Annotated in this window: 14 protein-coding genes; 6 read left to right on the forward strand and 8 right to left on the reverse strand. The window is 69.7% G+C overall.

What is annotated here, in order from left to right; translation table 11 throughout:
* The 3 genes from paaE to GZ64_RS0108070 all read left to right on the forward strand — a co-directional run bounded on the left by paaE (position 1) and on the right by GZ64_RS0108070 (position 3,544).
* Positions 1-1,164, forward strand: a complete 1,164-nt coding sequence (gene paaE / locus GZ64_RS0108060) for a 1,2-phenylacetyl-CoA epoxidase subunit PaaE (protein ID WP_029265817.1) — start codon at positions 1-3, stop codon at positions 1,162-1,164.
* A gap of 13 nt (positions 1,165-1,177) precedes the next feature.
* Complete coding sequence (locus GZ64_RS0108065) at positions 1,178-1,948, forward strand: enoyl-CoA hydratase/isomerase family protein (protein WP_029265819.1); 771 nt, start codon at positions 1,178-1,180, stop codon at positions 1,946-1,948.
* A gap of 72 nt (positions 1,949-2,020) precedes the next feature.
* Positions 2,021-3,544 carry an ATP-dependent DNA ligase gene (locus GZ64_RS0108070; protein WP_029265821.1) on the forward strand — a complete coding sequence of 508 codons (1,524 nt, stop codon included), beginning with the start codon at positions 2,021-2,023 and terminating at the stop codon, positions 3,542-3,544.
* Positions 3,545-3,560: 16 nt separating this feature from the next.
* On the opposite strand, the gene GZ64_RS0108075 is transcribed toward GZ64_RS0108070, so the two are convergent.
* Positions 3,561-4,070, reverse strand: coding sequence for a phosphoribosyltransferase (locus tag GZ64_RS0108075; RefSeq protein WP_029265823.1), 510 nt, complete (start codon positions 4,068-4,070; stop codon positions 3,561-3,563).
* Positions 4,071-4,233: 163 nt separating this feature from the next.
* On the opposite strand from GZ64_RS0108075, the gene GZ64_RS0108080 reads away from it, so the two are divergent.
* Complete coding sequence (locus GZ64_RS0108080; RefSeq protein ID WP_029265825.1) at positions 4,234-5,883, forward strand: thiamine pyrophosphate-binding protein; 1,650 nt, start codon at positions 4,234-4,236, stop codon at positions 5,881-5,883.
* Positions 5,884-5,986: 103 nt separating this feature from the next.
* On the opposite strand, the gene GZ64_RS19675 is transcribed toward GZ64_RS0108080, so the two are convergent.
* Positions 5,987-7,903: an endonuclease/exonuclease/phosphatase family protein gene (locus GZ64_RS19675; RefSeq protein WP_081859699.1), complete on the reverse strand. Its 1,917-nt coding sequence runs from the start codon at positions 7,901-7,903 to the stop codon at positions 5,987-5,989.
* A 187-nt stretch (positions 7,904-8,090) separates the two neighbouring features.
* Between GZ64_RS19675 and GZ64_RS0108090 the strand changes: the two genes are divergently transcribed.
* Positions 8,091-8,495 (forward strand): VOC family protein, encoded by a 405-nt coding sequence (locus GZ64_RS0108090; protein WP_029265829.1) that lies wholly within the window; start codon positions 8,091-8,093, stop codon positions 8,493-8,495.
* On the opposite strand, the gene GZ64_RS0108095 is transcribed toward GZ64_RS0108090, so the two are convergent.
* The 6 genes from GZ64_RS0108095 to GZ64_RS0108120 all read right to left on the reverse strand — a co-directional run bounded on the left by GZ64_RS0108095 (position 8,483) and on the right by GZ64_RS0108120 (position 14,634).
* Complete coding sequence (locus tag GZ64_RS0108095; protein WP_021198817.1) at positions 8,483-8,857, reverse strand: VOC family protein; 375 nt, start codon at positions 8,855-8,857, stop codon at positions 8,483-8,485. The genes GZ64_RS0108090 and GZ64_RS0108095 overlap by 13 nt on opposite strands.
* 128 nt (positions 8,858-8,985) lie before the next feature.
* Positions 8,986-9,615, reverse strand: coding sequence for a response regulator (locus GZ64_RS0108100; protein ID WP_442922234.1), 630 nt, complete (start codon positions 9,613-9,615; stop codon positions 8,986-8,988).
* The gene (locus tag GZ64_RS0108105; protein WP_029265834.1) at positions 9,612-10,805 is read right to left on the reverse strand and encodes a sensor histidine kinase; all 1,194 of its coding nucleotides are present in this window, start codon (positions 10,803-10,805) and stop codon (positions 9,612-9,614) included. Before GZ64_RS0108105 ends, GZ64_RS0108100 begins: the two co-directional genes overlap by 4 nt.
* A gap of 40 nt (positions 10,806-10,845) precedes the next feature.
* The gene (locus tag GZ64_RS0108110; protein WP_021198820.1) at positions 10,846-11,601 is read right to left on the reverse strand and encodes an ABC transporter permease; all 756 of its coding nucleotides are present in this window, start codon (positions 11,599-11,601) and stop codon (positions 10,846-10,848) included.
* 1 nt (position 11,602) lies between these two features.
* Complete coding sequence (locus GZ64_RS0108115; protein WP_081859700.1) at positions 11,603-12,577, reverse strand: ABC transporter ATP-binding protein; 975 nt, start codon at positions 12,575-12,577, stop codon at positions 11,603-11,605.
* A 185-nt stretch (positions 12,578-12,762) separates the two neighbouring features.
* On the reverse strand, positions 12,763-14,634 hold the full coding sequence (locus GZ64_RS0108120; RefSeq protein WP_029265838.1) for an FAD-dependent monooxygenase: 1,872 nt from the start codon (positions 14,632-14,634) through the stop codon (positions 12,763-12,765).
* Positions 14,635-14,793: 159 nt separating this feature from the next.
* Here GZ64_RS0108120 and GZ64_RS0108125 point away from each other — a divergent pair, with 159 nt between their 5' ends.
* Entirely contained in the window at positions 14,794-15,504 is a 711-nt protein-coding gene (locus GZ64_RS0108125) for an IclR family transcriptional regulator (protein WP_029265840.1), read from the forward strand.
* Positions 15,505-15,560 lie beyond the last annotated feature (56 nt).

Here is a 15,560-nt window from a genome sequence, read left to right on the forward strand (position 1 = left end):
ATGTCGCTCTTCACCTCGGCGCCCGCGCCCACGCCGCGGACGACCGCCGCACGCGCGACCTCCCCCCGGAAGCGCGCCCGCTTCCACACCCTCGTCGTCGAAGACGTGCGTCCGCTCACCGAGGATGCCGTGGAAGTGACGTTCACGGTCCCGGCCGCGCTCGCCGACGAATACGACCACCTTCCCGGTCAGTACGTCGCCCTGCGCACCACCCTCGACGGCGTCGAGGTGCGGCGCTCCTACTCGCTGTGCCGCGCACCGGAGCATCGCGACGACGGACAGGACACCCGGCTGAGCGTCGCCGTTAAGCGCGACGAGGGCGGACTCTTCTCCACGTGGGCGCAGACAGGCCTGCACGCCGGCTTCGAGATCGACGTCATGAGCCCGCAGGGCACCTTCACCTCGGCGCTCGACGACCTCGACGACCGCCATGTGGTGGGGATCGCCGCCGGCTCCGGCATCACGCCGCTGATGGCACTCGCGCACACGGTGCTGAACCGGTCGGACACGTCGCGGTTCACCCTGCTCTACACGAACCGCGCGACGCTCGACGTGATGTTCCTCGAAGACCTGGCCGACCTCAAGGACCGCTACCCGACGAGGCTCGTGCTCCACCACGTGCTGTCCCGAGAGCAGCGGGCGGCACCTGTGCTGTCCGGACGCATCGACGAGGAGAAGCTCCGCACGATCCTCGGCACCCTCATCCCGCCCGCGACCGTCGATGAATGGTTCCTGTGCGGACCTCTCGCGCTGGTCGACCTCTGTCGCGAGGTGCTGGCCGATGTCGGGGTCGATCGCTCGCACATCCGCTTCGAGCTGTTCACGACCGGTGATGAACCGGCACGTGCGGCCCGGCCGGTGCAGGTGCGCGCCGGCGAGAAGACCGTGCGCATCGAGGTCACGCTCGACGGTGTCTCCTCGACCGTGGAGAGCCCGGTGGATGCACACGAGTCGGTGCTCAACGCGGCGCTGCGCGTGCGGCCCGACGCTCCGTTCGCCTGCGCGGGCGGCGTCTGCGGCACGTGCCGCGCGCGCGTGATCGAGGGCAGCGTGACCATGACCGAGAACTACGCGCTCGAGCCCGACGAGCTCGAACGCGGATTCGTGCTCACCTGCCAGTCCCACCCGACCAGCGACCGCGTGGTCGTCGACTACGACGTCTGACCCCGGAGGCCCCATGATCGACCTCACCATCGCCGACGACGTCGCCACGATCGTGCTGAACGCGCCGTCGAAGCGGAACGCCCTCGATGAACAGGGGCTGGCGGAACTCGACACCGCATATGTCGAGGCGGAGACGGCGGGCGTGCGGGCCCTTGTGCTCCGTGGCGAAGGACGCGGGTTCTGCGCTGGGCGGGATATCTCCGGCGTCGACCCGCGGGATGACGATGTGCTCGGCTACCTCGGCGGCCTCGTGACGCCGTTGCTGCAGAGGATGTCCCGGTTTCCCGCGCCGACGTTCGCCGTCGCGCACGGAGCGTGCCTCGGGGTCGGCCTCGGCCTCCTGATCGCGACCGATGTCGTGTACGTAGCCGAGTCTGCGAAGATCGGCTCCCCGTTCGCGGCACTCGGCGCGACACTCGACTCCGGCGGCCATGCCCTATTCCTCGATCGGCTCGGGGCGCACAAGACACTCGACCTGATCTACACGGGCCGCCTCATGAGTGGCGCGGAGGCCGTGGCATCGGGCCTGTTCTCGCGCGTGTTCCCGGATGACGAGGTCGTGCAGGCGACGACGGATGCTGCAGCGACGGCGGCGCGCGGCGCCACGGCGGCGTTCCTGGCGAGCAAGGAGATCATCGCCCGCATCCGCGACGAGCGGCTCGCGCTGTGGGACGCTGTCGGCATCGAGAACGCCGCGCAGGCCGCGCTGTGCGACACCTCCGACTACCGCGAGGGATTCGCGGCCTTCCAGGAGAAGCGGAAGCCCGAGTTCCGCGGGCGCTGAGCGGGCCCGTCAGCGCACCAGGTGGGAGACCCCTGCCACCCGAGTGTCGTACCCCGGTGCGAGAATGCCCACATGCTGCTCGCAGAGCTCGTCTCCACCACCGACCGTGTCGGAGCCACGTCGTCCCGGCTCGCCAAGATCGAGGCCCTCGCCGACCTGCTCACGCAGGCAGAACCGAGCGAGATCGCCGCGGTCATGGGTCTTCTCCTCGCGGCTCCCCGCCAGGGCAAGCTCGGGGTCGGGTGGCGAGGCATCGCCGCCCTCGACATCACGCACACCGAGAGTCCGACGTTGTCCGTGCTCGACGTCGACCGGGCCCTGGACTCGCTGGCGGCGACGTCCGGTTCCGGCTCCACCTCCGCCCGGAGCAGCATCCTCGGCGAACTCGCCTCCCGCGCCACGGCCCCCGAATGGGACTTCCTCGTCCGGGCGATGCTCGGCGAGCTGCGCACCGGCGCTCTGTCCGGGGTGCTGCTCGACGCGATCGCCCGGGCCTCCGATCGAGCGCCGGCGACCGTCCGGCGCGCAGCCATGCTCTCCGGCGATCTCGGCGAGACCGCCCGCATCGCACTCACCGGAGACGAAGGCGACCTCGAAGCCGTGGGTCTGCAGGTCGGACGCCCCGTCCTGCCGATGCTGGCGGCCACCGCGCCGACTCCCTCCGCCGCGCTCGAGATCACCGGCGAGGCGTCGGTCGAGTACAAGCTCGATGGCGCCCGCATCCAGGTGCACCGTCATGGCGACGAGGTCGGCGTCTACACGCGGAGCCTCGCCGACGTCACCCACCGGGTGCCGGAGCTCGTCGAGATCGTGCGCGCGCTCCCCGTCACGGATGTCATCCTCGACGGGGAGACGCTCTCGCTCGACGAGGACGGAGGGCCGCTCCCGTTCCAGGAGACGATGTCGCGGTTCGGCGCCGATGTGTCCCGCGAACTCGTCCTGCGGCCGTGGTTCTTCGATGTGCTGCACGTGGATGGGCGCGACCTGATCGACGAGCCGCTGTCCGTGCGGCTGGCCGAACTGGAACGCGTGGCCGGCGAATGGCGGATGCCCGGCCTCGTCACCGACGATGCCGATGCCGCCGAGCAGCTGTCGCGCGACGCCCTCGCCGCAGGCCACGAAGGCGTCGTGGTCAAGGCGATCGACGCGCCCTACGCGGCGGGCCGCCGAGGCAAGTCCTGGATCAAGGTCAAGCCGGTCCTGACGTTCGACCTCGTGGTGCTCGGTGCGGAATGGGGTTCCGGACGACGTCGCGGCTGGCTCTCGAACCTCCACCTCGGTGCCCGCGACCCCGAAGGGGAGTTCGGCGACCCCGGCGGGTTCGTCATGGTCGGCAAGACGTTCAAGGGGCTCACCGATGAACTGCTGAGGTGGCAGACCGCGGAGTTCCCCGAGCACGAGTCGCACCGCACCGCGTCGACCGTGTTCCTGCGCCCCGAGCTCGTCGTGGAGATCGCGATCGACGGCGTGCAGCGCTCACCGCGATACCCGGGAGGCATCGCGCTGCGATTCGCTCGCGTGAAGGGATACCGCACCGACAAAACCGCAGTCGAGGCCGACACGATCCAGACGCTGCGTTCGCTGCTGCACGCGTGACCCGCGCGCAGCAGGCTCAGGCGGAGGGCGCGAGCCCCTGATCCTCTTCGCGGACGGTTCCACGGAACGACCACGGGAAGTCGATCCAGAGGTCGGTGTCCTTCCAGGCGAAGTCGGGCTGGATGATCGTCGACGGCTTGGTGTAGATCGTGACCGACCGCGCGTCGGCCCCCTTGTCCTTCAGCAGCTGCACGGCCAGGGCGAGCGTGCGACCCGAATCCGCGACATCGTCGACGAGCAGCACGCGGCGTCCGTCCAGGTACGCCATGTCGAGCTCGGGAGGCAGCACCTCCGGTGCGTCGAGCACGGTGCCGATGCCGGTATAGAACTCGACGTTGATCGCTCCGCAGTTCTTGGCGCCGAGACCGTAGGCGATCGCGCCTGCCGGGAGGAGTCCGCCGCGCGCGATGGCCACGACGACCTCGGGCATGAAGCCGCTGTCGAGGATGTTCCGTGCCAGATCGCGCGTCGCCGCTCCGAAGCCGTCCCAGGTGAGTGTCTCGCGCTCGATCTCTGCATCAGTCATTCCTGCATTCTCCCGCATTCCGCAAAGGTCTCCCGCCGGTAGACTGAGCGGGTCCGGCCCGGCCGGTGCCTGAAAAAGAGGCACGAAGCACTCCGCGAAGACGCAGAGGCGAGACACATACGGATTCCGCACTACCTCCGTCCCTGTCTCGAAAGGCTTTCGCATGCCCACCGTGTCCGCGCACGTCGCCCTCACTCTCGCCCAGCACATCGACGCCGTGTTCGGGGTGATGGGCAATGGCAACGCCTACTTCCTCGACGCGATCGAGACGCAGACGGATGCCGTGTTCACCGCTGTCCGCCATGAACAGGGCGCCGTGGTCGCGGCCGACGCCCATTTCCGGGCGTCGGGTCGGATCGCCGCCGGCACGTCGACGTACGGCGCCGGTTTCACGAACACCCTGACCGCGCTCGCAGAAGCCGTGCAGGCGCACGTGCCGCTCGTCCTCGTCGTCGGAGACGAGCCCACGTCCGGTCCCCGCCCCTGGGACGTCGACCAGATCGCTCTCGCCTCCGCCGTGGGTGCCCGCACCTATACCGTGGGGCGTGCGGACGCCGCCGCCACCACCGTCATCGCGATCGAGCACGCCCTCACCTACCGGGTGCCCGTCGTCCTCGCGATCCCGTACGACGTCGCGGCGCTCGAGGCGGGCGAGGTCCCGGAGGCGCCGTCTCCGCGGATCCCCGCTCCGCTCCCCCCGCGCGGGGAGTTCGCCGACGCGATGCTCGACGAGATCGCCGCCGCGCTGGCAGGTGCCGAGCGGCCGTTCCTGCTCGCCGGTCGCGGCGCGTGGCTGTCCGGAGCGAGCGCCGCGCTGGGAGAACTTGCGGCCGTGACGGGAGCCCTCACCGCATCGTCGGCTCTCGGCCGCGGGGTGTTCCCCGACACGCGCTACGACCTCGGTGTGACCGGCGGCTTCGGTGCCGATGGCGCGATGGAGCTCGTGCGCTCCGCCGACGTCGTCGTCGTGTTCGGTGCCGCGCTGAACCAGTTCACGATGCGGTTCGGCGAACTGTTCGCTCCGGGCACGCGCGTCTTCCAGATCGACATCGCACCGGCTGCGACACACGCGCACGTCGGAGGCTTCGTGCGTGCCGACGCACGTCTGGCCGCGGAGGACCTCGTCGCCAGGATCGGGTCGGCCGGATCGGCGAGCCCGTGGCGCGAGACGGTCGATGTCGCGTCCGCGCGCACGTACGATGCCGGCGACGAGCTCGCTCCGGACGGACGCCTCGACCCGCGCTCCGCCGCCCGCCGCATCGCCGAGCTGCTCCCGGAAGACCGCGTCGTGGTGTCCGACGGCGGGCACTTCATCGGGTGGGCGAACATGTACTGGCCGGTCGCCGCTCCCGACCGCATGATGATGGTCGGCACCGCGTTCCAGTCGATCGGGCAGGGCTGGCCGAGCGTGGTCGGTGCGGCGTTGGCACGACGGGAATCGACCGTGGTGCTGACATCGGGCGACGGCGGTGGGCTCATGGCGATCGCGGATCTGGAATCCGCGGTGCGTGCTGCCGGCGGCCGCGGCATGGCCGTGGTCTGGAACGACGCCGCCTACGGTGCCGAGGTGAACCTCTACGGTCTCAAGGGGCTGGCGGAGGGCCCGATGCGCATTCCCGAGGTCGACTTCGCGGCATTCGGCGCTGCGGTCGGCGCCGAGGGCGTGGTGGTGCGCGCGCTTTCCGACCTCGAACGCCTCGCGAGCTGGGCGGAAGAGGACCCGGCGACGCGCTCCTTCCTGCTCCTCGATCTGCGCATCTCGGGCGACGTGATCGCGCCCTACCAGCAGGAGATCATCCGCGTGAACTCCTGACCTCGGCGCATTTGCTCCGGGGATCGGTATCGGGATCGGTATCGGGATCGGTATCGGGCGATGCCGGCACGACGTTGAGGCCGGGCCGGCACCGCCCGTCGGATCAACCGTGACGCCGACGCCGTCGCCACACGACCAGGCCCAGCCCCACGCCGAGCAGCAGCGCTCCGCCGAGGAGCAACGGCATGCTGTCGGCACCGGTGGTGGCGAGGCTGTCACTCTTCACCGTCCCGCCCCCGGATCCGGGGGCTGCGGCTCCCCCGGTGCCGGGTGCGCCGCCCGGGGTACCCCCTGGCGATTCGCCACCGATAGAAGCGGTCACGGTGAGCGCGACGGTCGTCTCCGCACCATCGGGGTCGATGACGACGATGCTGTGAGCCCCGGGGGATGCGTCCGCGGGAACGGTGACGGTCGCACGGAACGCGCCCGACGCATCCGTCGTCGCCGTCCCGAGCGGCATCGGAGTCGAACGCAGCTCGATCCGCAGCGCGGTCGTGGCGGGGAAATCGGTACCCGAGATCGTGACGTCGCTTCCGGCAGCGACCGAGGCCGCGCCGAGCTGCACGTTCGGCTGCTCGGGCTCGGGCTTCGCGCACCCCTCGTCGCAGACCGTGAAGTTCGCCAGGACCGCCTTGTGATCGGAGGGCCAGACGGCATCCGGAGTGAAGATCTCATCGGCGCTGTCGTCGACGACGCGCGCGTTGCGCACGATGGTCGACTGTGGACCGACCACGGCCGCTCCGTCGATCGAGAGCCGCCGGTCCGGCGTCGCGAAGATGTAGTCGATACGGTCGCGCTCATCCGCTTCCGGCGCCCAGGTGAGCGATGACGTGGGGAACAGAGGGTTGTCCGAAGGCCAGGTGAAGCCCGGGTTCGCCACCGGGTCGGGGTGCACCGTGCGGAAGGCGTCGACCAGTCCCCCGTCGAGCAGCCTCTGGGTCGTCTGCCAGGGGACGACGACGCCGTTGTGGTCGAAGAGACCGGCGGTGGCAGCCGTCCAGTCCTGCGAGGGTGGTTCGTTGAAGTCTCCGCCCACGACGGCGAGTCGTCCCGCCGCTCGCTCGGCGTCGATGTCGGCGACGAGATCCGCAGCAGCAGCGGGGCGGCCGGACTGCTCGTTCGCCTTCAGGATCGCCTCGACATCGGTCACGGGAGCGCCGAGCTTGCTCCAGGTGTTCCAGCCGGTCGGCCAGTCGCCGAAGACCTCGCCGCCGTACCCCCGCGGAAGGTAGGTCGTGTACCAGCGGTACTCCAGGTGACCGCCGTAGACGACCACCTCGGAGCCGTTCACATCGAGCACCGCTTTCGACCACCAGCGCCCGACCGTGTCGGTCGAGAGGATCGGATACCGCGAGACGATGCCGGTGTCGGTCGCAGTGAGGTGCTGATACCCGAGCAGTGCCGCGACCTGGGCGGGAGCCTGACCCACCTCGGGCAGGAACGTCACATCGGCATCGGTCTGCGTGATGATGTCGGCGATCTGCCGTGCCCCGTCGGCGACCTGCGTGCCGCCGTGCCACACATTGAACGTCAGCACGTTGAGGCCGCTCTTCCCCTCGATCTCCGGCTTCGGCTCAGCAGGCGTGACGGGCGGCTCGGCGTCATCGTCCGTGACGGTGAGGTCGATGGGTCCGGCGAGCACGTTGTAGCCGTCGTCCTCGAGGAGATAGACGTCGTACTCCCCCGCTCCCATCGTCGACGAGTTGCGGGTCCACCCCTCACGCGTCGAAGGGTTCCAGGTGACCTCACCCGCCGCGGTGGGTACGTATCGCCAGTCCAGGGACGCCGGACCACCGGGCACCACGCCGTCGCGATAGATCCCGATCCAGTTGCGGTCGTGAACAGCCGTGCCGGCATCGAACGTGAAGGTCACGGTTTCGTCGATCGCGATGCTCGGGGAGTCGACCGCGAGCGATCCGTCCGCCGCATGTGCGGGCGGGCCCACGAGGATTCCGGCGAGAGCGATGGCGGCGCCGAGGAGAGCGAGTCGTCCTCGCTTCGGCCGGGAGGGGGAGGTCATTGCGAGGAGGTCCTTTCGAAGCGCGGTCCGTCGCGACGGTACGGGCGTCGGATGACCGGCTCGTGACCTCGAGGTGAATGCCGGTGGAGGGTGCCACGGAGAACGGCTGCCGGAGCGTCGTCGCGGGAGCTTCGAACCACCACGGGCATCGTCCGCTCCGCCGGCTCTCCCCTGGCAGACTCGGACCATGCCGGGTTTCCATCACGTCGAACTGTGGATCGTCGATCTCGACGCGGTACGCGCGGAATGGCGCTGGATCCTGCAGCGCCTCGGTTTCACGCTCGACAGCGAATGGCCCGGCGGCGAATCGTGGGTCGCCGACAGCGCCTACCTCACTCTCACGACGTCTCCGAATCTGTCGGGCTCGACGCACGACCGCCGACGTCCCGGACTCAACCATCTCGCGTTCCACGGCGGTGCGCGCGCTGCGGTCGATGCGCTCATGGCGCGAGCACCCGCCCACGGCTGGGATCCGCTCTACGCCGACCGCTATCCGCACGCCGGCGGCGACCGGCACTACGCCGGGTGGCTCGAGAACGCCTCCGGCTTCAAGATCGAGATCGTCGCCGACGCCGGGCCCTACGCTCCGTAGTCGGGGAGCTGCTGCAGCGTCCAGGAGTTGCCGTCCGGGTCGTCGAACGACACGAAACGCCCCCAGTCCAGCTCCTGCACCCCGCGAGCGGAGACGCCCAGACCCTGCAGGTGGGCGAGCGCCTCATCGGCATCCGGGACCACGACCTGGATCGTGTTCTGGCTGCCCGGCTCGAGGTCGATGCCCAGGCCGGTGCCGAACGCGATCGAGCATGCCGACCCCGGTGGCGTCATCTGCACGAAGCGCAGTCCCTCGGTGGGCGTCTGGTCCCAATCGGCGTTGAAGCCGATCTTCTCGTAGAAGGCCTTCGAGCGGTCCACGTCGGTGACCGGCACGAAGATGAGTTCGATCTTCCAGTCCATCAGGTGCTCCTCCTGTCGGGCGCCGTCGCCCGTCGCCGCCAACGGTACGCGTGAGCACCGACATCCGACCAGCGACATTCGACCAGCGACATTCGACCAGCGACATTCGACAGTGAGCGAACCGCCCGTCAGATCCACCCCTTGTCGAGCGCGATCCGCACCGCCTGCGCACGGTTCGCCGCCCCGGTCTTCCCGATCGCCGCGGAGAGGTGGTTGCGCACGGTTCCCGCTGACAGGAACACCTCGGCGGCGATCATCGCGGCGGAACGGCCGTCCACGGCGAGTCGCAGCACCTGTCGTTCCCGATCGCTCAGGGGGTTCGCACCGTCGAACAGGCTGTCTGCGGCGAGCGCCGGATCGAGCACGCGCAAGCCGGACTGCACGCGTCGCACCGCCTCGGCCAGTTCATCGGCGGGGGTGTCCTTCACGATGAAGCCGCTGGCACCGGCCTCCAGGGCGGAGCGCAGGTAGCCGGGGCGGGCGAACGTCGTCACGACGAGGATGCGTGTGCCCCCGCTCACCTCGCGGATGCGCCGTGTCGCATCGATTCCGTCCACCCCGGGCATCTGGATGTCCATGAGACACACGTCCGGTCGCAGCTCCTCCGCGAGCCGCACGGCTTCCGCCCCGTCCGCGGCCATGCCGACCACGGTGAGGTCGGGCTCCAACTCGAGCAACGCCCCGAGCGCGCCCCGCACGAGAGCCTGATCGTCGGCGATCAGCAAGCGGATGCCGATGTCGCGGTTCGATGCGTTCACCAGGTCACCTCCACGCGTGTGCCCGCGTCGCCGACGGGCCCCAGGACGAACGACGCACCGGCCGCCGCCGCGCGTTCACGCATGCCGCGGATGCCGTTGCCTTCCACCAGGCCGACACCCACTCCGTCGTCCTCCACCACCAGGCGTCCGGGAAGCAACCTCACCCGAACCGTTCGAGCACGAGAATGCCGGAGGGTGTTCGTGGTCGCCTCGCGGAGGATCCAGCTCGCGGTGATCGCCTGCACCGGCGACAGCGCGCTCGGCTCCCCCTCGACCTGCAGAGCGATGTTCGCCGCGCGGAACGAGTCGCGAGAAGAGGCGAGCTGCTCCACGAGCGTGGTCCCCCGCGCGCCGGCCACCGTCGAGCGGACGCCCGCGATCGCCTCCGCCGTGAGCCGTTCGATGTCGGCCAGCTCGGCCTTGGCCCGTTCGGGATCGGAGTCCATCAGCCGCCGCACCAACTGCGCCTTGAGCCCGACGACGGTCAGCGAGTGCCCGATCAGGTCGTGCACGTCGCGGGCCACCGCTTCACGCCCCTCGCTCGTCGCCAGCTCGAGGCCGAGCCTCTCCGCCTCCGCCGAACGCAGGATGAGCCACGTCGACACCGTGTTGACCACGCCGAGCAGCGCCACGATCGCGAGCACGGACAGATAGCTGATCCCCCCAGGAAGCAGGAAGACGCACAACGCCGTCACCGTGACCGCGGCGATCGTCGTGATCCAGTGCCACAGGCGCGTCAGCCCGTAGGAGGCGAACGACATGAGGAACGGCAGGAAGCTGAGCGCCGATCCTCCCTCCGCCGGGATCGAGATCACGACGCACCCGATCAGTGCGACGAACGTGATCCACTGCCTCCGCGAGGGTGCGCGACCCAGTCCGCCGCCGCCCCGCATCCCGTGCATGAAACCGGTGACGTACAGCACGACGAACGCGACCAGTGCAGCCCACCCCACCACGACCCACGGGACCGGCGCTTCCGAGCGCAGCAGCGCGATCACCGGATAGACCAGGAACACGAGCCAGATCACGGCCATCAGCCAGCCGAACCGCGCCCACGGGTCCTTCCCCGTATCGCGACGCGCCCCAGGAGCCGCCCATGCCGCCGGGGCCGCGCCCGCCGCCGCGAACGACGCGGCCTCGCGGGCGGACCCTGGCGTCTCTGGACTCTCCGGGTTCGTGTGTCGCGTCATCCGTCCAACCTACTGTCGCCCTGTGCCGCCGTCGGGGCCGCTACTGCCGCGCCCGCGAGCGCTTCATCCCCATCATGACGAGGAGGGCGAACAGCAGGAGCCAGACGGCGACGTTGAGGAACAGCATCCACAGCGGATCGGTCTGTCCCGTCGTGAGCGTCCCGTCGGTGAGGGGCCACCGGCTCAGGGCGACGAAGCCGTACAGGGGGGTGAAGCGCGCGATGTCGAGCATCACACCGTCGAGCGGCATGAACACGTTGCCGAAGAACGCGAAGAACGTCATCGAGATCGAGGCGAGTGCCGCTGCCGAGTCGGAGCTGAAGAACAGTCCGACGCCGAGACCGAAGAGTCCGTACATGAGGCCGATCCCGAGGATGATGCCCGCCGTCGCGACCCAGCGCCAGGCGTCTTCCGCCTCGGCACCGGTCATCATCCCGGCGGTGAACACCGCCACCAGCGCCAGCGCCGCGAAGGCGACCGCGGTGATCAGCTTCGTCACCGCGTATCCGGCCGTCGTGAGCGGGGTCATCGCGAGCTGGCGTCCCCACCCCTGCTTGGCCTCCGTCGCGGCGAGCGACGTGAGCGAGCTCATGGCGACCGCCGTGCCATAGGCCGCCATCGAGGTCATCACGTAGAAGGAGACGTTCCCGTGACCGGCAGAGAGCGAGCCGTAGCCCATTCCGGCGCCGAACAGCAGGTACATCGCGACCGGCATCGCCAGAGTGAACGCGAGCGTATAGGGGTTGCGCAGCTGGCGGAGGCCTTCGATGCGCAGCATGGTGGGTGAGACGAGCATGTCAGTTCTCCGTCAGTGCCGTGAAGGCGGTCTCGAGGGTGGGCGCGGCGATCTCCAGGTCATGGGCACCGTTGTCGAGCAGGATGCGGGCGGCGGCGTCGGAGTCAGCGGTACGCAGGCTGAGACGATCGCCGTCGAGCCGCACGCCGGCGACACCATCGGCCGCGCTCAGCACGGTGACGAGCACGGCCGCGTCTTCGTCGACCGTCGCCGAGACGGTCCGTTCTCCGAGGCTGGCGCGCAGCAGCGCGGTGGGGGCGTCGGCGACGACCGTCCCGCGATGCATCACCACGGTGCGGCGTGCGAACTGCTCGGCCTCCCCGAGATAGTGGGTGGCGAAGACGATCGTGCGCCCGGCATCCGCATCCGCCCGCATGACATCCCAGAAGTGCCGCCGGGCCGTGACGTCCATTCCCGCCGTGGGCTCGTCGAGCACCAGGATGTCGGGGTCGGACACCATCGCGAGCGCGAACTTCACGCGCTGCTGCTCACCACCGGAGCACTTCGAGACCCTTCGGCGGGCGAGATGCTCCAGGTCGGCGCGGGCCATGACCTCGTCCACCCGGTCGAGGGCGTGGGCTCCATGGAGAGAAGCGATCAGCCGCACCGTCTCTCCGACGGTCAGGTCGCCGAGCAGGCCCCCGGTCTGCAGCACCGCCCCGATCGAACCGCTGGAAGTGGCGCGCTGCGGTGTCGCCCCCAGCACTCGCACGGTGCCGCTGCTGGGCTCGGTGAGCCCGAGAAGCATGTCGAGCGTGGTCGTCTTGCCCGCACCGTTCGGTCCCAGCAGCGCGACGACCTCGCCACGTCGGATCGACAGGTCGACCCCGTCGACAGCCTGCACCCGGCGGTCGCCCGTGCCGAAGTGTCGTTTCACGGCGCTCAGCTCGAGCACCACGGGTTCATCGGTCGGGGCGGCGGTCACCGGTCGAGCGGAGGCCCGCGTCGCCGTCCCGTCCACGAAGGAGTTGTTCATGCCTCCAGCCTCGTCCGATGCGGGCGGTGGCGCCGGAGGGCGGTGTCATCTCCTGGACGTGACACATGTCATGTCCAGGAGCCCCGCCGCCCCGGGAGGAGAACTCACCCTCGGGCGGAACGACCGGGGCCGACGCTCCGCCCGTCGAGGGGATCTCCGCCGGACGCGGAGCGGAGCCCGGGACCTCAACGCGCCGGAAGCAGCGCCCCCTCGAGGAAGTCGGCCAGCTCGGTCGTGTCATACAGCGGCAGGATCGCTGCCACGTACTGGTCTGGCCGCACCACGACCACCACGCCGTCGCGCGACAGCTCGCGCGCGGCGAAGATGTCGGTCTCGGTCCACTTGCTGGGGCCCGCCGCGTACACCTTCTCCCAGTCGGTCAGTCCGAGCGGCCCGGTCTTCGGCTGGAACAGCGCGGGAGCCGACGTGACCTCGACCTCTTCGAACGGCTGCTGATAGACCGCCTTGACATCGAAGACGGCATCGACGTCGGCGTCCTCCGGCGTGAAGCGCGCGAACAGCGGCTCGGCCGCCTCCGCCCATGTGGCGAGCCCTTCACCGGTGCGGTCGCCGAACGCGTACACCCGCCAGCGGCCGTCGGCCTTCGCGTGGTGCCCGAGGTGCACCACGTTGCCGTCGCCCACGCGCACGACCTCGGCGGACTTGAAGCGCTTCCCGAGCGGGAAACCCACGGCCAGATCCTGGTGCCGGTCGGTTCCGGTGATCATCGACGAGGTGTACTGCGTCATGAACCCCGACGGGAACTCTGCCGTGGCGAGGTAGTAGGTCGCCAGCTCGTTGGGGTCGGAGATCTCCTCGGGCTTCCGCGCCATCAGGCTCGACCACTCGCGGTCGAAGTCGATCAGCTGCTGCGCCACGGGCCGCCGCTCGGCACCGTACGTGGCCAGCAGGGCTTCCGGGGCACGGCCCGAGAGCACCGAGCCGAGCTTCCACCCGAGGTTGAAGCCGTCCTGCATCGACACGTTCATGCCCTGGCCCGCCTTGGCGCTGTGTGTGTGGCACGCGTCGCCGGTGAGGAACACCCGGGGCGTGCGTCCCGAACCGTCGATCACGTCGTCGAAGCCGTCGGTGACCCGGTGACCGACTTCGTACACGCTGTGCCAGGCGACCTCGCGGACATCGAGTGTGTACGGGTGCAGGATCTCATTCGCGCGGCGGATGATCTCCTCGATCGGCGTCTGCCGTACGCGGTGGTCATCGTCGTCTGCGACCTCGCCCAGGTCGATGTACATGCGCGAGAGGTATCCGCCCTCCCGCGGGATGTGCAGGATGTTGCCCGCCTCGGAGTTGATCGCGCACTTGGTGCGCCAGTCCGGGAAGTCGGTGTTGACGAGCACGTCCATGACGCCCCAGGCGTGCGCGGCCGAGGCGCCCACGTGCGTGCGGCCAATCGCCTGACGCACACCGCTGCGGGCGCCGTCGCAGCCGACGACGAACTTGGCACGGATGGTCCGCTCCTCGCCCGAGCGCTCCCCCGCGACGTAGCGGATGCCGACCTCGACGGGGTACTCCCCCTCGTCGTGCACCGTGAGGCCGGTGAACTCGACCCCGTAGTCGGGCACGATCCGGCCGGGCCCGTTCGCCGCGGCTTCGGCGAAGTAGTCGAGCACGCGGGCCTGGTTGACGATGAGGTGCGGGAACTCGCAGATGTCGTAGGCGTAGTCGGAGGTGCGCGAGGTGCGGACGATCTCGTCGCGCTTGTCCGGGTTCGGACCCCAGAAGTTCATCCAGCCGATGTTGTACGCCTCGGCGATGATCCGCTCGGCGAAACCGAACGCCTGGAACGTCTCGACGCTGCGTGGCTGGATGCCGTCGGCCTGGCCGAGCGGAAGGCGCCCGTCGCGCTTCTCGATGATGCGGGTGGAGATGTCGGGATACTGCGCCATCTGGGCGGCGAGCAGCATCCCCGCAGGCCCCGACCCGACGATGAGCACATCGATCTCGTCGGGGAGGTCGGCGGGCCGCGCGACCCCGATGCCGGCGGCGCCCTGCACGCGCGGGTCAGCGGAGACGTAGCCGTGGTGGTGGAACTGCATCGTCGTCGATTCCTTCCGGACGTCATCGTCGGGTGTGTCTGTCGGAGGTGGTTCATCGGGTCTTGCACCCGACGCCATTGTGTTCTATATTCGAACACACCGTTCTACTATTGAACACAGCCTAAACCGCGCCGTCCGCGATCGCAAGGGAGCACCCGCATGCCCGACAGCACGATCCCCTCGCCCGCCTCCCAGACTCTCAGTCGCGGCATCCGCATCCTCGAGGTACTCGCCGATGCCCGCGGCCCCCTGACGATCGACGAGATCGCGTCCCGTCTCGGTGTGCACCGCTCCATCGCGTATCGCCTGCTGCGCACGCTCGAAGACCACGGGCTGGTCACGCGCGACGCCTCCGGAGCGGTGAGTCTCGGGGCGCGCATGGCAGCACTCGCGGCCGGGGTCGCGCACGACCTGCAGGCCGAGGCGCTTCCCGAGCTCACGGCGATCGCCAACGAACTCGGCATGACATGCTTCCTCGCCGTCCTCGACGGCACCGAGTGCATCACGCTGGCCAGCGTCGAGCCTCGGCACGCGGTCGCGAGTGTCGCCCAACGCCCCGGCGCCCGACACCCGGTGTCGGTCGGCGCCCCAGGGAAAGCGATCCTCGCGCAGGTGCCGGTCGCGGAATGGCCGGAGGAGGTTCCCGCATCGCTTCCTGCCGACGTCGATGCGGCGCGTGCCCGCGGCTATGCGACGAGCCACGACGAGGTCATCCCCACCGTCCAGTCCGTCGCGGTCCCGCTCACCCTGCGCGGACAGCGCCCGGCCGCGATCGCCGTCGTGCACGTGGCAACAGACCTCGACGATGCCGAGATCGCCGCGCGACTCCGACAGGCGGCGTCCGACATCCGCGACGCTCTCGACGGCTGACGCGCGCGCAGCCCTCGAGACGAAGCTCCCGCCGCGCTTCCTGTCGTCGCCGTATG

Source organism: Microbacterium sp. Cr-K32, assembly GCF_000708345.1.
Taxonomy (GTDB): domain Bacteria; phylum Actinomycetota; class Actinomycetes; order Actinomycetales; family Microbacteriaceae; genus Microbacterium; species Microbacterium maritypicum_A.